This window comes from Nocardia sp. CA-107356, from assembly GCF_050946365.1.
GTDB lineage: Bacteria > Actinomycetota > Actinomycetes > Mycobacteriales > Mycobacteriaceae > Nocardia.
On record NZ_CP191992.1, the window covers coordinates 9,667,072 to 9,686,276 of the forward strand.

The 19,205-nt window shown below is 66.4% G+C and carries 18 protein-coding genes; 10 read left to right on the plus strand and 8 right to left on the minus strand.

The genetic code is table 11. From position 1 onward, the window contains the following. Positions 1-3 precede the first annotated feature (3 nt). Entirely contained in the window at positions 4-771 is a 768-nt protein-coding gene (locus ACQP1G_RS43425) for a winged helix-turn-helix transcriptional regulator (RefSeq protein ID WP_433196147.1), read from the minus strand. Positions 772-1,020: 249 nt separating this feature from the next. Between ACQP1G_RS43425 and ACQP1G_RS43430 the strand changes: the two genes are divergently transcribed. The 6 genes from ACQP1G_RS43430 to ACQP1G_RS43455 all read left to right on the plus strand — a co-directional run bounded on the left by ACQP1G_RS43430 (position 1,021) and on the right by ACQP1G_RS43455 (position 5,138). Continuing rightward, on the plus strand, positions 1,021-1,827 hold the full coding sequence (locus ACQP1G_RS43430; protein ID WP_433196149.1) for an LmeA family phospholipid-binding protein: 807 nt from the start codon (positions 1,021-1,023) through the stop codon (positions 1,825-1,827). Continuing rightward, complete coding sequence (locus ACQP1G_RS43435; RefSeq protein WP_433196151.1) at positions 1,824-2,264, plus strand: thioredoxin family protein; 441 nt, start codon at positions 1,824-1,826, stop codon at positions 2,262-2,264. Before ACQP1G_RS43430 ends, ACQP1G_RS43435 begins: the two co-directional genes overlap by 4 nt. 323 nt (positions 2,265-2,587) lie before the next feature. Next, positions 2,588-3,073 (plus strand): DUF4395 domain-containing protein, encoded by a 486-nt coding sequence (locus ACQP1G_RS43440; protein WP_433196153.1) that lies wholly within the window; start codon positions 2,588-2,590, stop codon positions 3,071-3,073. Between the two features lie 31 nt (positions 3,074-3,104). Beyond that, positions 3,105-3,938: a sulfurtransferase gene (locus tag ACQP1G_RS43445; protein WP_433196155.1), complete on the plus strand. Its 834-nt coding sequence runs from the start codon at positions 3,105-3,107 to the stop codon at positions 3,936-3,938. A gap of 4 nt (positions 3,939-3,942) precedes the next feature. Next, on the plus strand, positions 3,943-4,248 hold the full coding sequence (locus tag ACQP1G_RS43450) for a DUF1416 domain-containing protein (protein ID WP_354959398.1): 306 nt from the start codon (positions 3,943-3,945) through the stop codon (positions 4,246-4,248). A 182-nt stretch (positions 4,249-4,430) separates the two neighbouring features. Next, positions 4,431-5,138 carry an FABP family protein gene (locus ACQP1G_RS43455; RefSeq protein WP_433196157.1) on the plus strand — a complete coding sequence of 236 codons (708 nt, stop codon included), beginning with the start codon at positions 4,431-4,433 and terminating at the stop codon, positions 5,136-5,138. Positions 5,139-5,322: 184 nt separating this feature from the next. Here the strand turns inward: ACQP1G_RS43455 and ACQP1G_RS43460 are convergent, their stop codons facing one another. From ACQP1G_RS43460 to ACQP1G_RS43485, 6 genes are all read right to left on the minus strand, one after another. Further along, positions 5,323-5,763, minus strand: a complete 441-nt coding sequence (locus tag ACQP1G_RS43460; protein WP_433196159.1) for a hypothetical protein — start codon at positions 5,761-5,763, stop codon at positions 5,323-5,325. 354 nt (positions 5,764-6,117) lie between these two features. Next, positions 6,118-8,271: an ATP-binding cassette domain-containing protein gene (locus ACQP1G_RS43465; RefSeq protein WP_433209335.1), complete on the minus strand. Its 2,154-nt coding sequence runs from the start codon at positions 8,269-8,271 to the stop codon at positions 6,118-6,120. A 68-nt stretch (positions 8,272-8,339) separates the two neighbouring features. Next, on the minus strand, positions 8,340-10,232 hold the full coding sequence (gene cydD, locus ACQP1G_RS43470; RefSeq protein ID WP_433196161.1) for a thiol reductant ABC exporter subunit CydD: 1,893 nt from the start codon (positions 10,230-10,232) through the stop codon (positions 8,340-8,342). 2 nt (positions 10,233-10,234) lie between these two features. After that, positions 10,235-11,266 carry a cytochrome d ubiquinol oxidase subunit II gene (cydB, locus tag ACQP1G_RS43475; RefSeq protein ID WP_433196163.1) on the minus strand — a complete coding sequence of 344 codons (1,032 nt, stop codon included), beginning with the start codon at positions 11,264-11,266 and terminating at the stop codon, positions 10,235-10,237. Between the two features lie 9 nt (positions 11,267-11,275). Next, complete coding sequence (locus tag ACQP1G_RS43480) at positions 11,276-12,772, minus strand: cytochrome ubiquinol oxidase subunit I (RefSeq protein WP_433196165.1); 1,497 nt, start codon at positions 12,770-12,772, stop codon at positions 11,276-11,278. Positions 12,773-12,948: 176 nt separating this feature from the next. Then, the gene (locus ACQP1G_RS43485; RefSeq protein WP_433196167.1) at positions 12,949-13,866 is read right to left on the minus strand and encodes an aminodeoxychorismate lyase; all 918 of its coding nucleotides are present in this window, start codon (positions 13,864-13,866) and stop codon (positions 12,949-12,951) included. 150 nt (positions 13,867-14,016) lie between these two features. On the opposite strand from ACQP1G_RS43485, the gene ACQP1G_RS43490 reads away from it, so the two are divergent. The 4 genes from ACQP1G_RS43490 (at position 14,017) to ACQP1G_RS43505 (ending at position 17,171) form a co-directional block, all read left to right on the plus strand. After that, a complete protein-coding gene (locus tag ACQP1G_RS43490) occupies positions 14,017-15,132 on the plus strand; it encodes a YgfZ/GcvT domain-containing protein (RefSeq protein WP_433196169.1) in 1,116 nt (371 codons plus the stop codon). Beyond that, complete coding sequence (locus ACQP1G_RS43495; RefSeq protein WP_433196171.1) at positions 15,132-15,833, plus strand: MOSC domain-containing protein; 702 nt, start codon at positions 15,132-15,134, stop codon at positions 15,831-15,833. Before ACQP1G_RS43490 ends, ACQP1G_RS43495 begins: the two co-directional genes overlap by 1 nt. Then, positions 15,830-16,783 carry an asparaginase gene (locus ACQP1G_RS43500; RefSeq protein WP_433196173.1) on the plus strand — a complete coding sequence of 318 codons (954 nt, stop codon included), beginning with the start codon at positions 15,830-15,832 and terminating at the stop codon, positions 16,781-16,783. The genes ACQP1G_RS43495 and ACQP1G_RS43500 overlap by 4 nt, the downstream gene beginning before the upstream one ends. 175 nt (positions 16,784-16,958) lie before the next feature. Further along, the gene (locus ACQP1G_RS43505) at positions 16,959-17,171 is read left to right on the plus strand and encodes a DUF3073 domain-containing protein (RefSeq protein WP_433196175.1); all 213 of its coding nucleotides are present in this window, start codon (positions 16,959-16,961) and stop codon (positions 17,169-17,171) included. Between the two features lie 844 nt (positions 17,172-18,015). Here the strand turns inward: ACQP1G_RS43505 and purM are convergent. Further along, the gene (purM, locus tag ACQP1G_RS43510; RefSeq protein ID WP_433196177.1) at positions 18,016-19,095 is read right to left on the minus strand and encodes a phosphoribosylformylglycinamidine cyclo-ligase; all 1,080 of its coding nucleotides are present in this window, start codon (positions 19,093-19,095) and stop codon (positions 18,016-18,018) included. Positions 19,096-19,205 lie beyond the last annotated feature (110 nt).

The following is a 19,205-nucleotide window of genomic DNA, read 5'->3' on the forward strand; positions in this document are numbered from 1 at the left end:
CCGCTATTGAACGGAGCCGTTGACAGTCACAGGCGGAGAGTCGTCGGTGCCTTCGGTGGCTTCGTCGTCGGGGAAGGCGACGGGTTCGCCCTTGGCGGCGGTGCGGGCCGGGCGAACGGCCTTGTAGCCGACGTTGCGGACGGTGCCGATCAGCGATTCGTATTCGCTGCCGAGTTTGGCGCGCAGGCGTCGCACATGTACGTCGACCGTGCGGGTGCCACCGAAGAAGTCATAGCCCCAGACCTCCTGCAGCAGCTGGGCCCGGGTGAAGACCCGGCCGGCATGCTGCGCGAGATATTTGAGGAGTTCGAATTCCTTATAGGTGAGATCCAGCGGGCGACCGCGCAGCCGGGCCGTATAGGTGCCCTCATCGATCACCAGCTCGCCCAGGGTGATCTTGCCGGTGTTCTCCGGGCTCGCCACGCCGCCGTTGCGGCCGACCAGCAGCCGCAGCCGAGCGTCCAGTTCGGCCGGTCCGGTGCCGGGCAGCAGGATGTCGTCCAGGCCCCAGTCGGCATTGACGGCGACCAGCCCGCCCTCGGTGAGCACGGCGACCACCGGCACCGACGAACCGGTGCTGCCGAGCAGTCGGCACAGACCACGGGCCGCGGCCAGGTCGGTACGGGCGTCGACAAGTGCGATATCCGCGGTCCCCGCCTCCAGCAGCGACGCCACCTCCGTCGGCGCCGGGCGCACGTTATGCGCCAGCAGCGACAGAGCGGGCAGTACCGACTCCGGGTTGGGGTCGGAGGTCAGCAGGAGCAGCTCCACAAGCCCTCCTCCCATCTAGTAGCTCCGGACAACAGCCACACCGCCGGGGCCACGTCGCTAATCACAGGTAATCGGTGCAAGATTAGCGCGTAAACACCGATGACCTCGCCATCCGGGGTCAGTGTGGCATCTCGAGCGAGACATTCGATACTCGAAACGCACTGCCGAGTCGACGGCCGCCGGTCCTGTCCTCGGCCGAGCGCGGGCTGACGGCGGCCCCCGACCGGCCCTGCTATTAGTGTTGCCAGCATGCGGAAGCTGATTATCGGGCTGCTGTGCCTCGCGGGACTGGCGGTAGTCATCGATTTCGGCGTCGCCGCCTACTCGGAGTACCGCGTGTCACGCGCTCTGCGCGTTGGCGCCGATCTCAGTGCGGATCCCGACGTGATCATTTATGGGTTCCCATTTCTTACCCAGGCGTTCGGCGGCCGATACCAGAGTGTCGAAGTCCGCGCGCACGTCATGCGTCCCGACATCCCGGGTGAAATTTCGGTCGGGGCGATGCTGACCGGAGCACACCTATCGGTCGGCGATCTCACCGATGGGAACGTGCGCGCGGTGCCGGTGGATCGGGTCGAGGGGTCGATGTGGCTCGAGCCGACCGAGCTCGGTCGGCTCTTCAAAATCCCTGACCTGCAAGTACATTCGGCACCGGGGAACAAATCCGACGGAACGGGCGGATCGGGCGGATCCGGAATGACCACCGGCGGTCAGCTCCTGCTCACCGGCACCATGCCGGGCAAGACGCCGAGCAAGCCCGGTGCACCGCTCGGTAATGACAATGTGAGCGTGACGGCCGACCTCCGAGTCGACGGAGATCAGGTGAAGATCATCGCGACCGGCATCTACCACGGCACCGGTGATGCCACCACGACCGCGGTCGTCACCGATGCCGAGCGACCGAAGGTGCTCGAGCAGTTCACCCGGACCATCGACACCAATGAACTGCCGTTCGGTCTGCGGCCGACCAACGTCTTCGCGATGGGCGGTCAGATCGTCGTCGAGGGCAAGGCCGAGAACGTGACAATCGACCTGGACAGATTGCGTCGACCATGATTGAAATCACAATTTTGCTGGTGATGGTGCTGGCCGCGATCGCGGTCGGCATGGTGCTGCGGCGACGCGACGGCAAGCTGCGCACCAGCGACACCGAGGCGCCCGCCGAATCGGCGCGTACCGAACTACTGGCCTCGGTCGGCGTCGACAGCTCCGGTCCCGCGGTGCTGCACTTTTCCGCCGACTGGTGCGGACCGTGCGCCGCTGTGCGCCGGGTGGTCGCCGGGGTGACCGAGGAACTGGCCGGATCGCCGCGCCCGCCGCGGGATATCGAGATCGATATCGATGCCGAGCCCGCGCTGGCCAAGGAGCTGAATGTGCTCTCGCTGCCGACCACCTTCGTCTTCGATATCGAAGGGCGGGAACGATTCCGGATCTCCGGCGTCCCCAAGTCCACCGCCCTACGGACCGCGCTCGCACCACTGACCGTGGGATAACTCTTCCGGCGGATTGCGGCTGACGGTGAAAAAACAGGGCGTGACATGGGTTCATAGCAACTGTGACGAACCCCGGGTCCAATTCTCCGTCGGAACCAGGTAAACTCCTCTGCGTGCAAGCCAACCACGAGCTGATGCTCACCCGACGCCGCACAGTTGATCTGTGTCGCCTCGGTGGTTGTTGCTGCCTGTGTGGCTGAGCGGTCGGCTCCCTCAGAATTCCTGATGCCGACCTGCGTCCGTCGTGCGAGTGATCTCTTGATCCCCCGACGAACTGGCAATTTTTCCCGCCAACAGCACTTTTCAGCGCAGGAGTACGCACAATGTCCACAATTTCTCGAAATACATTCGCCGAGAACGAAATTCGGGTCGTAGATGTCCGCGGTCCGCGCTTCGCCGCGTGGGTCACCACCGGCGTGCTGGTTCTGGTCCTGCTCGCCGCCGTCTTCTCGACGCCGCTCGCCACGGTGCTCATCGCGCTGCAGGCGGTGGTCTTCGCGATCGGCGCGGCCTATGGCCCGCGGCGACACCCCTACGGCCGGATCTTCGCGGCATTCGTCGCGCCGCGAATCGGTCCGACCGTCGAAACCGAACCCGTGGCCCCGCTGCGGTTCGCCCAATTACTCGGCCTGGTCTTCAGCGCCGTCAGCCTGCTGGGTTTCCTGGTCGGCTCCACCGTCGTCGGCGCGGTGTTCGTCGGCTTCGCCCTGTTCGCGGCGTTTTTGAACGCGGCGTTCGGGATCTGCCTGGGTTGCCAGATCTATCCGCTGGTCGCCCGCCTCCGCCGGAACCCGTCCCCGGCGAACTGACCCTGCAAGTCACCACCCCGAAAGGAACAACATGGCCCGCTCCGATGTCCTGGTCTCCGTTGACTGGGCCGAAGAGAACCTCAACGCCCCCGGCGTCGTCTTCGTCGAGGTCGATGAGGACACCTCCGCCTACGACGGCGGCCACATCGAGGGTGCCGTCCGGCTCGACTGGAAGAAGGACCTGCAGGATCAGGTTCGTCGCGATTTCGTGAACCAGGAGCAGTTCTCCGATCTGCTCTCGGCGCGCGGCATCGCGAACGACGATGAGGTCGTGCTCTACGGCGGCAACAACAACTGGTTCGCCGCGTACGCCTACTGGTACTTCAAGCTGTACGGCCACAACAACGTCAAGCTGGTCGACGGCGGCCGCAAGAAGTGGGAACTGGACGGTCGTCCGTTGTCCCGAGATGCTGTGGTTCGCCCTGCCACCCAGTACAAGGCCGCCGCCCCCGACCTGACCATTCGCGCCTTCCGCGACGAGGTCATCGCCGCCATCGGCGCCAAGAACCTGGTCGACGTGCGCTCCCCCGACGAGTTCTCCGGCAAGATCCTGGCTCCCGCCCACCTGCCGCAGGAGCAGAGCCAGCGTCCCGGCCACATCCCCGGCGCCATCAACGTGCCGTGGAGCAAGGCCGCGAACGAGGACGGCACCTTCAAGTCCGATGCCGAGCTGACCGAGATCTACGGCGAGGCCGGGCTGGACGGGGCCAAGGACACCATCGCCTACTGCCGCATCGGCGAGCGTTCCTCGCACACCTGGTTCGTGCTGCAGGAACTGCTCGGCCATCAGAATGTCAAGAATTACGACGGCAGCTGGACCGAATACGGCTCGCTCGTCGGTGCACCTATCGAGTTGGGAGCCTGATCACATGTGCGCAGCACCTACCCAGGGCCAGGCCATTCCGGCCGGAGTCGACGTCGAGAAGGAAACGGTCATCACCGGCCGCGTGTTGAGCTCGGACGGTCAGCCGGTCGGCGGCGCGTTCGTGCGCCTGCTCGATGGCAACGGTGACTTCACCGCCGAGGTCGTCGCCTCGGGCACCGGCGACTTCCGCTTCTTCGCGGCACCGGGCGCGTGGACCGTGCGGGCGCTGTCCTCGTCGGGCAACGGCTCGGCCGAGGTCCGTCCGGAGGGCGCGGGCATCCACGCCGTGGACGTCGCCGTCGCTAAGTAGTTACTGACATCGGCCCCGTTGTTTTCCCTGGTCATGGGGAAGCAACGGGGCCGATGTGCTGGGCGGGGCACAAGTCGTTAGACTCCAAATGTGGTCCTCTTCTTCGAGATTCTGCTGGTGGCCGTGGCCGTTCTGATCGGCTGGTTCGGCCTGTACGTCTTCTACCGGTTGTTCACCGAATCATGAGTGAACTCGCGAGCGAAGGTTCCAACCCGGCCGAGCGAGCGAGTGAACAAATGAACGGCAACGGTCCTGCCGAGCCGTCGGCTCGTCGCAGTGGTGACGCGGCCGTGGCCGAGGCAGCCGAGCGGGCGAAATCGACCGGTGCGCGCAATATTCCGGTGCTACCGGACCTGCCGCTACCCGAGGACACCGCGAATCTGCGACTCGGCCCGGATCTGAGTTCATCGATGCTCGCGCTGCTGCCGATGGTCGGCGTGTGGCGCGGCGAGGGCGAGGGCAACGATCCCGAGCGCGGCGACTACCGCTTCGGCCAACAGATCATCGTCTCCCACGACGGTGGCGACTACCTGTCCTGGGACTCCCGTTCCTGGGTGATCGAATCCGATGGTTCCTACGGCGGTCCGGATCTGCGCGAGAGCGGCTTCTGGCGCGTCGGTATCGACGGCGACGACGAAGTCATCGAACTGCTGCTGACCCACAGCACCGGCATCGTCGAACTCTTCTACGGCACCGCGCTGACCCAGTCCTCCTGGGAGTTGGCCACCGATGTCGTCATCCGCAGTCAGTCCGGCATCGTCGTCGGCGGCGCCAAGCGCCTGTACGGCATTGTCGAAGGTGGTGACCTGGCTTACGTCGAGGAGCGAGTGGTCGCCGACGGCCCACTCGAGCCCCGGTTATCGGCCCGCCTACGCCGATACATCGGCTAGTTCGCCACCCCCCACCCCCCGCCCCGCGCCTCGACCACCAGGACAGCGGGGCGCTTTGTTGTCCCGAATCGCAGGTTGGACACCGCCGCGTAGGAGGGCACACCTGCCATTCGTCACCACATACGCGTGATTGCGCGTATGCCGTCTCAAAAAGGCGTGTGCCGTCGGTGCGCGTGGCTGCTCGTCATCGTTGGGGGTGCCAGGTTACGAGCAATTCGTCGGCGAGGGTTTCGACGGCGAGTTTCGAGCCGTTGACCTCGAGGACGGCGGCGCGAAGGCGGTCGTCGTGGAGGCGGGATTCGGAGACGGCGGCGATCCGATAGCCGAGCAGCCGGGAGTACGGGGGTTCCGAACCGACGTCGAAGGCGGTGTATTTGCCCGACTCCGCCACATATTCGATGTACTCGGGTTCGCTGACGCCCGCGAAGGGGTCACGCCAGGGGGTTGATCCGACACGCAGTTCCTCGCCATCGGTTCCGGCGTCCAGAAGCAGGACCGATCCGTCGTCGAAGGTCAGCTCGATGGGGCCTTCGGTGCGATCGACATCGGTGCCGTGCACATAGAACATGCGGCGAATCGCCCTGATCCGGCGACCCACCACAGCTGCAAGACCCTCCGACGACATCGCCTACCCCTCATATCGAAACCCGACGGAGGACCTTACCGCTCCCGAAAACCGAACGGCCCCGGAGCCACACCGAATGCATGACCCGCCCATAGCCCACCGCGGCCGAACACCGGGCCCCGAACAAGGAACGGCCCCCGAGCCATACCCCGCTGGCGGTGAAGCCTGCATGGGTCCCGGTCGGACTAGACCGGTAGCTCGGGGGCCGGGTGGCTGCCTTGGATTCGCTGAGCGCTCGCGCGAACGGAGATCCGTTGCAGCGGTGGCGCTAGCGGACAGCCACCTCACAAGTCCTTTGAACATACATTCTTCGAACCACCTCCTTCCTCGTGTACGAACGAATCTAGCCAGGAGTCAGCGTGTCGGCAACGGAATTTCTCGGGTGGCGGAATCGGTGCGCTCATCGGGCCGGACCGAGGCCGAATATTCGGTCGTGACCTGGCCCGATGCGCCTACGTGCAGGACCACGTCGGCGCGGTGCTCATGCGGCAGCTGATGGGTGACCACAACCACAATTCGGTCGGATTCGACCAGCCCGCTATCGATATCGAGCAGATCGCACAGCAGTCGAGCACCCGCCGCCGCCTCGAGATGTTCGGTCGGCTCGTCGAGCAGTAACACCCGCGCGGGCGAAATAAGCGCACGCGCAAGCAGAATCCGACGTCGCTGCCCACCCGACACCGCCGCCGCGCCCCCTACCAGATCGGTATCCACACCATTCGGCAACGACGCCACCCATTCCCCGAGCCCCACGGTGCACAACGCCTTTTCGGCCTCCTCCGAAGTGAGATCACCACGCGCCACACGCAGGTTCTCCAGCACGGTGGTGCCGAAGATATGCGCATCCTCGGCAAAGAACGTCACCCCTGGCTCAGGCGTATCGAACAACCCGGCCCAAGCCATCAGCAAGGTCGTCTTACCGGCGCCACTCGGACCGACAATGGCAATCCGCCGCCCCTCGGGCCGTTCAGGTGGCTTGCCCAGCAACGAGTTCCGCGCAGCGCCGTCCCCGATGGCCTCGTCATCGCCGCCGGGGCCATCGGATGGATGCCGCTCCCGGCCCGGCGCCGAGCCACTGCTGCGGCCATTGCCTCCCGCGCCATCCTCGGCGCGGCCGGACAGATTGCCCGGCCAGGGATCTCGCGGCGATGCGCTGCGGCCGTTCATGCTGGAGCCGGTGACGATTCGGTCGAAGAGATTCCGCACCAACGGGTCTCGTGCGGTCGATCGCGCGGATTCCGCGGCCGCGAGCAAGGACAGGCGATGGAGGGCGGCGCGGGCCGTGGTCAGAGACTGGGCCGCGGCGGGGAGGGGGGCTACCGCTTCGAACGCCGAAAGCGGGAGCAGGACAAGGACGGTGAGGGCCATCGGGGTCATCGCGCCCGGATCACCGCCATGCTGGCCGTAGCTGGCGATGCCGACCAGCAGAGCACCGAGGACGCTCGTACCGATCGAGAGTGGGGTCGCGGCGGCCGCCCAGGCGCTGCGTGCGGCCGCGGCATCCTCGGCGGCGACCGCACGTCGCCCCGCGCGCTCCGCTGCCGCCAGCGCGGCATCCAGCTTGCCCGCGATGCGCAGTTCGCCCGCGTGGTCGAGAACTGTGAGCGCCCGCGCAGTGAATTCGGCGCGGTCGACGCGCACCGTACGCTCGGCCGTCCTGGCGGCCCACCCCGACAACCACGGCGCGACAATCCCGGAGACGGCGAGCGATGCGGCCAGTATCGCCGCCGCCCCCACCGAAATGGTGGCCAACAGCCCGATCGCCGCCACCGACAACACCATCGCGACCGCAATCGGCACCAGGACGCGCACCACCATCGCACCGAGATCGTCGATATCGCTACCGATTCGAACCAGCAGGTCCCCGCGCCGCAACGACGCACCGTCCGCACGTACCGAATCCGCCTCGCCGACCGACAGGCCCCGCGCCGACGCACTCCCGACACCGAACGCGTCGACGGACGCCGCGCGCGACGAATCCGCCGCACTGACCGACACGCCCTGCGCCGACGCACTCCCGACACCGAACGCATCGACGGACACCGCACCATCGGCACACGACGAATCCGCCTCGCCGACCGGCAGACACTCCTGCGCACCCTCGGCACCGATCGTGTCGACGGACACCGCGGCACGCCGACCCGACCCATCGAATATCTCGGTGGCAGCGGCCGCTCCGTCCGAATGCCCACCCCGGATCGCGCGTCGCATCCAAATATCGGAGTGGGCGAGGGTTCGGTAGACGGTTGTCCGGGCCATTGTCATCGCGCGAAGCGCGACATCATGGGTGGCGAGGCGTTCCAGGTATCGGGCCAGTCCGCGGGAGATGCCGAGGGCGCGTACGGCGACGACCGCGACGCTCAGGTCGAGGACCGGTGGCATTTCCCAGGCGCGGGCGATCAACCACGCCGCCAGCGCCGCCAGCCCGAGCCCACTACCCAGCGCGAGCACACCCCACCCGATCGCCACCGCGATCCGCCAAGGAGACAACTCGAGCAGCGCCCACATCCGCCGCATATCGGCGATCACCGTGCGACCGCCGCGCGCCGACGTGGCCGAAGTGTCACTCCTACTGTTCACGATGGGACCGCCTGGGGTTCGGTGCAGCGGACTCGGACAATGTGGTCGGCGGCGGCGAGCAGGGTTGGGCGGTGGGCGATCACGATTACGGTGGCGCCCGCGCGGGCTCGCTGTCGCAGTGCGGCGAGGACTGTCGCTTCGGCGACGGGGTCCAGGTGGGCGGTCGGTTCGTCCAGGAGGAGGACAGAGCGGTCGGCGGCCAGGACTCTGGTGAGGGCCAGACGTTGGCGCTGGCCCAGTGACAGGCCGATGCCGCCTATGCCGACGACCGTGTCCCAACCATCGGGGAGTTCGTCCAGCACCGCGTCGAATCCGGTTGCGGTGCAGGCGGCTTCGAGTTCGTCGCGCAGGCGAACTGCATCAGTCGAGGTGGTGTCGGGTGCGCGCGCGCCGAGCAATTCGAGGTTCTCGCGCAGGGTGCCCGGTACCAGGACCGGACGCTGGGGCAGCCAGGCCACCCGGGACCACCAGAGATGCTGATCCAGGTTGCGCACGTCGATGCCGTCGACGGTCACCGCACCGTGCTCGGGTGCGATCAGACCTAGGATCGCCTGCAGCGCAGTCGATTTCCCGCTCCCATTGGGACCGGTCAGTACGGTTACCGTGTTGGGCCGCAATACCGCCGTCAATCCGGCGGGCGCGAAGCCATCCCGAGCCCGCACATCGAGATCGCGTATCTCGATGACACCCGCGAATTCCATGCCGCCACCCGGCTCGTTCCCGATCCCTCCGCTTCCGACCACATCACCATCGCCGCCGCCGTAATCCGCCGTTGAATCAATCTCACAACCGGACACAGCTTCTCGGGCAGGTACACTTCTCGCCCCAGCCTGCGCGACCTCCGAAGCCGCCCGTTGCCCCGCCGAATCACCTTCGGCAGCTGCGGATTCCGGTTCCAGAATGGCAAAGGCCTTGTCCGCGGCCGCCATGCCGTCCTGCGCCGCATGAAAACGCTCACCGACCATCCGCAGTGGCAGATAGACCTCCGGCGCCAGGATCAACGCCACCAGCCCGGCATAGAGGCTCATCTCGCCGTAGACGAGCCGCAGGCCGATGGAGACCGCGATCAGTGCGACGCTCAGTGTGGCGAGCAGTTCGAGCACCATCGATGACAGGAAGGCGATCCGCAGCGCGCGCATTGTGCGCTGCCGCAACGCATCGCCGAGTTCGCGCACCCGATATTCCATCGAACGAGTCCGCGAACTGTTCGTCGCGCCGGCATCGACGGCCCCTTCCCGGCCGAGGGCACGCAACGTCGGCATACCGGCGAACAGGTCGAGCAGTTGATCGGATAGTCGGGTGGTCGCGGTCAAGGTGGCTTCCGCGCGCCCCTGGGTGAGCAGACCGATGAGGATCATGAAGACCGGGATCAGCGGCAGGGTGACCACCGCGATGACACCGGAGATCGGATCGTGGAATCCGATGACAACCAGCACGATCGGCGGTACCAGGCAGGCGAGGAGCAGTGCGGGCAGATATCCGGTGAGATACGCCCGCAGCCCGGTCAGTCCGGTGCTCACCACCACCGCGAGTTCGGTTCGGCGAGTTTCGAGTTCGCGCGGTGACAGGCGCGCACCGGCGGCCAGCACGGCGGTCTCCAGTTCCGCGACCACGGTGGCCCCCGCGCGGTGCGCGAGCCGGGACTGCACCCAGGTGGCGAGCACCCGGCAGCCGATGGCGACCGCGAGCACGATCAATTCGAATGCCCATGCGCCGAACGAGCGCCGACCAGGATCGGTGACGACCCCGGCAAGCACCTTCGCCACCGCGACCGCGGTGACCACGATCGAGCCGGTGATCACCAGGGACAGCGCCACACTCAGCACCAGGTAGCGACGGGCCGAGCGGGCGTACTTCCATAGCCGGGGATCGACGGGCGGACGAGCCATGGTCAGTCCTTGGCACTTTCCAATGGCAGGCCGATCGGCGCCGGAATCTGCTCGACGGTAATCCGTTTGCGGAATACCCAATACGTCCAACCCTGGTAGCCGAGCACCACGGGTGTGACGACCACGGCCGCCCAGCTCATTACCTTCAGCGTGTACGGCGTCGACGAGGCATTCTCGATGGTCAGGTCGAACAGATCACTGATGGTCGAAGGCAGCACATTCGGGTACAGCGACCCGAACAGCAGCACCGTGGCCGCCGCGGTGGTGACCGCGGTGCCGACGAAGGCCCATCCATCGCGCTCGACGAGGCTCGCCGCAGCGGCGATCACCAGCCCGATCACGGCCAGCACCAACGGAATCCAGGTCCATCGGCTGCCGTAGGCCAGCTGCGTCCACACACCGAATACACCGACCACGAGGGCGGTCGGCACCAGCAGCAAACGCACCGTCTTCACCGCGTCGTCACGCACCTCGCCGCCGGTTTTCAGCACCAGGAAGACCGCACCGTGCAGCGCGAACAGCAATCCGGTCGTGAGCCCGCCGAGCAGCGCGTACGGCCCGAGCAGATCCCACACCGAACCGGTGATGTGCTTCTTCTCGTTCAGCGGCACTCCGCGCACCACATTGGCGAATAACCAGCCCCACGCCAGAGCCGGTACCCAGGAGCCGATTCCGATCGCGGTATCACACCAGGCCCGCCATCGCGGGTCATCGATCTTGCTGCGGTATTCGATGGCGCAGACCCGCACGATCAGCGCGACGAGCACCAGCAGCAGCGCGAGATAGAAGCCGGAGAACAGGCTCGCATACCACTCCGGAAAGGCCGCGAACATCGCACCGCCCGCGGTCAGCAACCACACCTCGTTGCCGTCCCACACCGGTCCGATCGTGTTGAGCACCACCCGCCGTCGGGTATCGCTGCCCCTGCCGAGGATCGGCATCAGCATGCCGACCCCGAAGTCGAAGCCCTCCAGCACGAAGTAGCCGGTGAACAAGACGCCGATCAGCAGAAACCAGAACTGTTGCAGATTCATCGTCGGCTCCTAATAGGCGAACGAAAGCTGTTCGACAGGGGGTTCTTCGGCGCGATGACGGTCCATTGGGCCCCCGGTATCGTCCGGCCCGCCGGGCGGAATCGTCACTGGCGCTTCGGGTCCGGCGACCGTGTACCGCCGCATCAGGTAGAACCACACCACCGCGAGCGCGCCGTACAGCAGCGTGAAGACCACCAGCGAGGTGATCACCGTGCCCGGGACATGGTCGGAGACACCCTGTTGCACCATCAGCCGCAGCCGCTGGTCACCGGTCGGGTTGGGCGCGACAACCCAAGGCTGCCTACCCATTTCGGTGAAAACCCAGCCCGCACTATTGGCCAGGAACGGGGTCGGGATGGCGATCAGACACAGCCACGAGTACCAGCGCTTATCGGTGATCCGGCCGCCGCGGGTCAGCCACAGGCCGACCAGCCAGAGCAAGATCGCCCCCGCCGACAGGCCGATCATGGCGCGGAAGGACCAGTAGGTGACGAACAGATTGGGTCGGTAGTCGCCCGGACCGAATTTCGCGTTGTACGCGTGCTGCAGATCCGTGACGCCGTCCAGCGTGACGTCGCTGAACTTGCCCTTGGCCAGGTACGGCAGCACATACGGCACCTCGAGCACATGCGTGACGCTGTCGCAGTTGTTGTGGGTGCCGATGGTCAGTACCGAGAAATCCGGATCGGTTGCGGTATTGCACAACGATTCCGCCGAGGCCATCTTCATCGGCTGTTGTTCGAACATCAGCTTGCCCTGTACGTCGCCGGTGAAGAACAGTGCGACACCCGCAATCACGATCACCCACAGGCCAGCGCGGCCGCCGGAACGCCACATGGTGCGCGCCTCTTCGACTTTCGTCTCGTCACCGCTGCGCGCGTTGCGTACCATCCACCAGCCGCAGATGCCGACGACGAAGGTGCCCGACGTGAGGAAGGCGCCGGCGACCACATGCGGAAATGCCGCCAGCGTGGTGTTATTCGTGAGCACTTCCCAGATGCTGGTGAGCTCGGCCCGCCCGCGCTCCGGGTTGTACTTGGCGCCGACCGGGTGCTGCATGAACGAGTTGGCCGCGACGATGAAGTACGCGGAGGCGTTCACGCCGATCGCGACGAGCCAAATCGTGGCCAGGTGCAGCTTTTTGGGCAACCGCGTCCAACCGAAGATCCACAGACCGAGGAAGGTCGACTCCAGGAAGAACGCGACGAGCGCCTCCAGTGCCAGCGGTGCGCCGAAGACGTCACCGACGAAGCGGGAGTATTCGCTCCAGTTCATGCCGAACTGGAACTCCTGCACGATGCCGGTGGCGACACCGAGGGCGAAGTTGATCAGGAACAGCTTTCCGAAGAATTTGGTCAGCCGGTACCAGTATTCCTTGCCGGTAATCACCCAAGCGGTCTGCATGCCCGCCACGACGGGGGCCAGACCGATCGTCAAAGGCACGAAGATGAAGTGGTAGACGGTTGTGATGCCGAACTGCCAACGCGATAAGTCCAGGACGCTCAAAACCGACCTCCTGCCGATCTACGACATGACGTAGTAAAGAGTACGCCCGGGAAAGGGTCGATCAAGAGGTCTCATGCCACGACACACCGTGGCCCCAGCCCCTCAACGACCCGTTTTCCGAGCTCGCCACGCACTCCTACACGCCGTAGTAGGACGAAGATCACGGCCCGCCGAACTCACCAATCGCCGATGGCCCCGGCCCGCTCCACTGCTCGGTCCACCAACTCGATGATCTCGGCGGCATTGTCCGGCGCCATCATGCGCAGTCCGTCCAGCGAATTCACCCGAGCCGCGAGCGTGATGCTCGACAGCAGCCAGATGCTGTCGCAGGTCAGCAGATCGGCAGTGAACAGCGGCTGGTAGCTGCATTTCCACCCGGCCTTCTCGGCCTCGGCGAACAGCGCGCGCTGGGTGACCCCGGGCAGCACGCCGTTCTTCGCGGGCGGAGTGATCAGACGGTTGTCCCTGGCGATCACGACCGACGAGCGCGGCCCCTCCAGCACCCGGTTCTCGGTACTGGTGAAGATCACGTCATCGGCGCCCATCCGCTTCGCGAACCGCAGCGCCGCCATATTGGTGGCATAGGAGAGCGTCTTCGCGCCGAGCAGCTGCCATGGCGCAGCCTGCGCCAGGTCCACCGAGATACCGCGCGATAGCGAAACCACCGCGACACCATCGGTGCGCGCCTTCTGCACCCGCTCCGGTACCGGGAGTACGAGCACATAGGAGGTCGGCACCGGCACGGCAGCGGCGAGATCACCCGAGGTGACGCTGGACGGTGCCGACAGCTCCGTATCGCGACCTCTGGTGAGCACCAACCGCAGCAGGCCCTCGCGCTCGGTCCCCCATTCCTTCATCGCCGTCTCGACCGCGTCTCGCCATTTACCCAGCTCGGGCTCGGGTAGATCGAGCGCCTGCGCCGAACGGCGCAGTCGGCCCAGATGAAATTCGATCGCGCACGCGTTCCCGCCACGAACCAAAATCGTCTCGAAGACACCATCGCCGCGCAGCACGCCGATGTCGTCGGCAAACAACAACGGCGCGTCCGGATCTTGGACGGCGCCGTCGAGTGTTACTAGAACTCGATCCACCATGGGACGAGCGTAGGCGGTGTTGCAGGACCGCGCCTAGGTCATGAACGAGTTCTGTAAGCCCCCATGACACAGTTGCGCCCCATGCGGTTGCGACCCTCGCGCAACACCCGCGCACGCCACCGCTCCCGGTTCGCGCCTAGAGTGGTCAACGTGTCCGTGGTCGTCGCACCCAGTCCCATCCTCGCTGTCTCGGGCGCCGTCGCGGGAGCGGCCGGTTCGCCGGATGCCGCCGTCGCCTGGCACTACGGGGATCCCTTCGCAGAACAGCGCGCCGCCGCACAACGGGTGGCGATCGTCGACCGATCGCATCGTTTCGTCCTGAAGATCACCGGTGCCGAGCGGCTGACCTGGTTGCACACCATCACCAGCCAGCACATCGCGAACCTGGGCGAGGGCCGATCGGCCGAAAGTCTCGACCTCGATCTCAATGGGCGGGTGCTGCACCACTTCGTGCTCACCGAATTGGACGCCACGGTGTGGATCGATACCGAGGCCGATCGCGGACCGGCCCTGCTGGAATTCCTGGCGAAGATGGTCTTCTGGGCCGATGCCGAGCCGGTCGGGGCCGCCGACCACGCGGTGCTGAGTCTGCTCGGCCCGCGAGCCGATGCGCTGATCGAAACCCTTGGCATCACTGCCCTTCCCGATACCTACGAGGCGGTGCCGCTGCCGGACGGCGGCTTCCTGCGCCGGATGCCGTGGCCGACCGCGGACTCCTTCGATCTGGTGATCCCGCGCGACCAACTCGCCGACCGCTGGGCCAGCCTCACCGCCGCCGGTGCCGAACCCGCTGGCATGTGGGCCTTCGAGGCGCTGCGCGTCGCTGCGCTGCGCCCCCGGATCGGCCTGGACACCGACGAACGCACCATCCCGCACGAGGCCCGCTGGATCGGCGGTGTCGACGAGCACGGCGCGGTGCATCTGGACAAGGGCTGCTACCGCGGGCAGGAGACGGTGGCCCGGGTGCACAACCTCGGCAAGCCGCCGCGCCACCTGGTGCTGGTGCATCTGGACGGTTCCGCCGATGAACGCCCGGTCACCGGCGAGGATGTCACCGCGGGCGGTCGCGCCGTCGGCAGGCTCGGCACCGTCATCGACCACTACGAATTCGGGCCCATCGCACTGGCTTTGATCAAACGCACCATCCCCGCCGATACCGCGCTGACCGCCGGCCCGACCGCCGCCGCCATCGATCCGGATTCGGTACCCGCCGACGACGCACCACAGGCGGGTCGCCTCGCGGTCGACCGGTTGCGTGGCCGCTGATGCAGCCCGATAGCTCCGCCCGAGTGCTGGCGGTCTGCGTCGTGCACGCGGAGTTGGCGGTGCCGTCCACAGTGGGTCGCACCGCGATCGATAAACGGCCGATCCCCAACCGTGTCGCCGTGCGTGCGCTCGGCCTCGACGGTGATCATGTGTGCGATACCAAGAATCACGGTGGTGTACACCAGGCCGTCTACGCCTACGCCGAGGAAGATGCCCGCCGCTGGGGCGCGGAGTTGGGCCGCGAACTGCCCGCGGGTTGGTTCGGCGAGAACCTGCGCATCAGCGGTCTGGCCGTCAGCGATGCGGTGATCGGCGCGCACTGGGCGATCGGCGACACGCTGCTCGAGGTGAGCGCACCCCGGGTGCCCTGCGCCACCTTCCAGCACTGGTCCGGTCTGGCGCAGTGGGTCAAGCGCTTCACACTGCAGAGCGATACCGGCGCCTACCTGCGCGTACTCACCGAGGGCACGATCGGAGCCGGTGACGAGGTGCGCATCGTGCACACGCCAGCGCACGGGATCACCGTCCGCGACCTGTTCGTCGGCGACGATCCGGATCTGCTCGCGATCCTGCTCGCGGACGAGCCGACCATCTCCGACGATGTGCGGATGCAGATCGAACGGCACGGCCGCCGCCACGCCAATGCTCGCCGCGCCCGCGAACAGCGGGGCGATGACGCGAGGACAGGAGCCCAGCTATGACCGTCGAACTCGTCGAGGTCGTCCGCTCGGGCTTTCGCGAATGCGTGCACAGCGGTTCGGTGGTGATCCTCGGCGCCGACGGCGAACCGACCCTCGCACTCGGCGAGGTGCACGTCCCCATCTTCCCGCGCTCCACCAATAAGCCCATGCAGGCGATCACCTTACTGCGCAACGGTTTCGAACCGCTCGACGACGCGGAGCTGGCCATCGCGACCGCCTCGCACTACGGCGAACCGGATCACATCGCGCTGGTGCAGCGCCTGCTCGACCGGTTCGGTTTCGACGAGAAGGCCCTCGAATGCCCGCCCGACCTGCCGCAAGACGAACATGCCCGGGCCGCGGCGCTACACGAATCCGCCGAACCGCGCCGGGTGTACATGAACTGCTCCGGCAAGCATGCGGCCATGCTCGCCACCTGCGCCATCAATGGCTGGCCCACCGAGAACTACCTGGACCAGGGCCATCCGCTGCAGCAATCGGTGATCGCCACCATTACCGAACTCACCGGTGAACCCGAAACCGATCTCGGCATCGACGGCTGCGGACTGCCGATCATCCCGGTCTCGCTGGTGAATCTGGCCCGCGCCTTCGCGACCATGGCGACCGCCGCCCCCGGTTCGCCGGAGCGTCGGGTCGCCGATGCGATCCGCGCCCATCCGCGAGTGATTTCCGGCACGAACGCACCCGATTTGCTGACCATGCGAGCGACCCCCGGCCTGGTCTGCAAGATCGGCGCGGACGGTGTGCACGCGGGCGCGCTACCGGATGGAACAGCCTTCGCGTACAAGATCGCCGACGGTCACGACCGCGCGCGAATCCCCCTGACGCTGGCCATTTTGCATCGCATGGGAGTCGAGTGGTCCGATGTACACGCCGAACTCGCGGCGCCTCCGGTGCTCGGCGGCGGTGCCAGAGTCGGGGTCATCCGAGCGATCCCCGGGGTGGTGTAAGGGGGCGGCCGGATGGCGACAACCGGGCAAACGGCACCACTTCGGGAGTTCTTCCCCCACTCCTGGAAGCGCGACCGCCTGACACACGCTAAAGTGTCTGTCAGGAAGAGTATTAATTCGAACGGGGCCGCCAACAAACCCCAGGCCGCCCCGCAGTGACGCGAGGGGGTCAGCCATGGGCCGTGGCCGGGCTAAGGCAAAGCAGACCAAAGTCGCACGCGAGCTGAAGTACAGCTCAGCGCCGACTGACTTCGCGAGCCTTCAGCGCGAGCTTTCGGGTAGCCCCACCTCCCAACTGAGTGGTGGTGTGCTGTCCGATGAGCACGACGCGGACGAGTCCTCAACCCGTTGGGATGAGGACGACGACTACAACGACTGGCGCCGCTGACTCGAAATCAAACGTGTGAAGGGGGAGGCCGACGGGCCTCCCCCTTCAGCCTTTGACATCGCGTTACCGGACTAGCCACTCGGGGCTTGCAATACATCAGCGTCCCGCATCGAACGATGCGGGACGCTGGTGTGTATCTCAGTGCGCCACAACGAAACCCCCACGGAGCGAGTCTTACAAGCGACCCGTTCGCGACCCGACTCGCATCCAGCCGTTCGAAACACCTGCAAACGCAATCGCGAGTCTCGACCGCTGGGCGCGCATACCTCCGGAGCCGAACTGCCCGCACGAGGCAACCCCCACGGAGCGAGTCTTACAAGCGACCCAACTCGCATCCGAGCCGTCGAAACACATGCAACAAAGTCTCGAGTCTCGACAGCTAGGCCGCTGCACACCGCGTACTAACGATCCGCACCTCAGCGACCACGGAGCGAGTCTTACCAGCGACCCGTTCGCGACCCGTCTCACATCCCAGCCGTCGAAGCGCACACGACGAGGTCTCGAGTCCCGACGGCTGGGCTGGTGTACGCCGGGTACTAGCGATCCGCACCTCGGTGACCCCGCCGGAGCGAGTCTTACCAGCGACCCGTTCGCGACCCGTCTCACATCCCAGCCGTCGAAGCGCACACGACGAGGTCTCGAGTCCCGACGGCTGGGCTGGTGTACGCCGGGTATTGACGATCCGCACCTCGGCGACCACCACGGAGCGAGTCTTACGAGCGACCCGTTCGCGGCCCGTCTCGCGTCCGAGTCGTCGAAGCGATGCGCCGCAGGCGCGAGTCTCGACGGCTCGGACGCGAGACCAAGGGGGCCGCGAACACGCGGCGCCCGCGCCGCCAAGAATTCAGAAGCGTGGGTGCTCGCCCACCAGCACGGCACGCACCGCGTCGGCGTCCTTGGCTTTCTTGACGGTGCCCAGGGTCCAGCAGGCGATATGCCGTGCGGTCAGTACGGCCAGGGCCCGGTCGACGTCCTCGGGCGCCACCACGGCGACCATGCCGACGCCCATGTTGAAGGTCTTTTCCATCTCGGGCCGATCGACCCGACCGCGCTGGGCGATCATCTTGAACACCGGCGCCGGGTTCCAGGTGCCGCGATCAAGTTCGGCGACCATGCCCGCGGGCAGTACCCGGGCCAGGTTCGCGGCCAGTCCACCACCGGTGACGTGGGCGAAGGTGCGCACATCGGTCTCGGCGATCAGCGCGAGGCAGTCCTTCGCGTAGATCTTGGTCGGCTCGAGCAGTTCCTCGCCGAGTGTGCGGCCGAATTCCTCGACATGCCCGGTCAGCGACATCCGGTCGATATCGAGCAGCACCTTGCGGGCCAGGCTGTAGCCGTTGGAGTGCAGACCCGATGAGCCCATGGCGATCACCACATCGCCGGGGCGCACCCGGTCCGGACCGAGCACCGAATCGGCTTCGACAACGCCGACGCCGGTTGCCGACAGGTCGTAGTCGTCGGGATCCATCAGGCCGGGGTGTTCGGCGGTCTCGCCGCCGAGCAGCGCGCAGCCCGCACGGACACAGCCCTCCGCAATGCCGGAGACCAGCTCGGCCACCTTCTCCGGGACGACCTTGCCGATGGCAATGTAGTCCTGCAGGAACAGCGGCTCGGCGCCGCAGACCACCAGATCGTCCACGACCATCGCGACCAGGTCGAGGCCGACCGTGTCGTGCTTATCCATCGCCTGCGCGACCGCGATCTTGGTGCCGACCCCGTCGGTGGAGGCCGCGAGCAGCGGCTCGCGGTAGCTACCCTTCAGCGCGAACAGTCCGGCGAATCCGCCGAGCCCACCCTGCACCTCGGGTCGGCTGGCCTTCTTCGCCAATGGCCCGAACAACTCGACTGCGCGGTCACCGGCCTCGATGTTCACGCCTGCCGCGGCGTACGAAGCACCGGCACCACTGGGGGTCTGTTCAGTCATTTTCGGGGAGAGCTCCAAACCGAATCGGCGGATAGATGCCAGCTCACGCTACCGGAGTCAGATAACGAGCTTGCAGCGAGTTGGCTCCCCTGCCCTCCCCGGGACTTCGG

What these genes read in the sequence shown, in the direction of transcription:
- ACQP1G_RS43430 (WP_433196149.1), top strand. Translation starts at nt 1,021, where the DNA reads ATGCGGAAGCTGATTATCGGGCTGCTGTGCCTCGCGGGACTGGCGGTA.
- ACQP1G_RS43435 (WP_433196151.1), top strand. Translation starts at nt 1,824, where the DNA reads ATGATTGAAATCACAATTTTGCTGGTGATGGTGCTGGCCGCGATCGCG.
- ACQP1G_RS43440 (WP_433196153.1), top strand. Translation starts at nt 2,588, where the DNA reads ATGTCCACAATTTCTCGAAATACATTCGCCGAGAACGAAATTCGGGTC.
- ACQP1G_RS43445 (WP_433196155.1), top strand. Translation starts at nt 3,105, where the DNA reads ATGGCCCGCTCCGATGTCCTGGTCTCCGTTGACTGGGCCGAAGAGAAC.
- ACQP1G_RS43450 (WP_354959398.1), top strand. Translation starts at nt 3,943, where the DNA reads ATGTGCGCAGCACCTACCCAGGGCCAGGCCATTCCGGCCGGAGTCGAC.
- ACQP1G_RS43455 (WP_433196157.1), top strand. Translation starts at nt 4,431, where the DNA reads ATGAGTGAACTCGCGAGCGAAGGTTCCAACCCGGCCGAGCGAGCGAGT.
- ACQP1G_RS43460 (WP_433196159.1), bottom strand. Translation starts at nt 5,763, where the DNA reads ATGTCGTCGGAGGGTCTTGCAGCTGTGGTGGGTCGCCGGATCAGGGCG.
- ACQP1G_RS43465 (WP_433209335.1), bottom strand. Translation starts at nt 8,271, where the DNA reads ATGTGGGCGCTGCTCGAGTTGTCTCCTTGGCGGATCGCGGTGGCGATC.
- cydD (WP_433196161.1), bottom strand. Translation starts at nt 10,232, where the DNA reads ATGGCTCGTCCGCCCGTCGATCCCCGGCTATGGAAGTACGCCCGCTCG.
- cydB (WP_433196163.1), bottom strand. Translation starts at nt 11,266, where the DNA reads ATGAATCTGCAACAGTTCTGGTTTCTGCTGATCGGCGTCTTGTTCACC.
- ACQP1G_RS43485 (WP_433196167.1), bottom strand. Translation starts at nt 13,866, where the DNA reads ATGGTGGATCGAGTTCTAGTAACACTCGACGGCGCCGTCCAAGATCCG.
- ACQP1G_RS43495 (WP_433196171.1), top strand. Translation starts at nt 15,132, where the DNA reads ATGCAGCCCGATAGCTCCGCCCGAGTGCTGGCGGTCTGCGTCGTGCAC.
- ACQP1G_RS43500 (WP_433196173.1), top strand. Translation starts at nt 15,830, where the DNA reads ATGACCGTCGAACTCGTCGAGGTCGTCCGCTCGGGCTTTCGCGAATGC.
- ACQP1G_RS43505 (WP_433196175.1), top strand. Translation starts at nt 16,959, where the DNA reads ATGGGCCGTGGCCGGGCTAAGGCAAAGCAGACCAAAGTCGCACGCGAG.
- purM (WP_433196177.1), bottom strand. Translation starts at nt 19,095, where the DNA reads ATGACTGAACAGACCCCCAGTGGTGCCGGTGCTTCGTACGCCGCGGCA.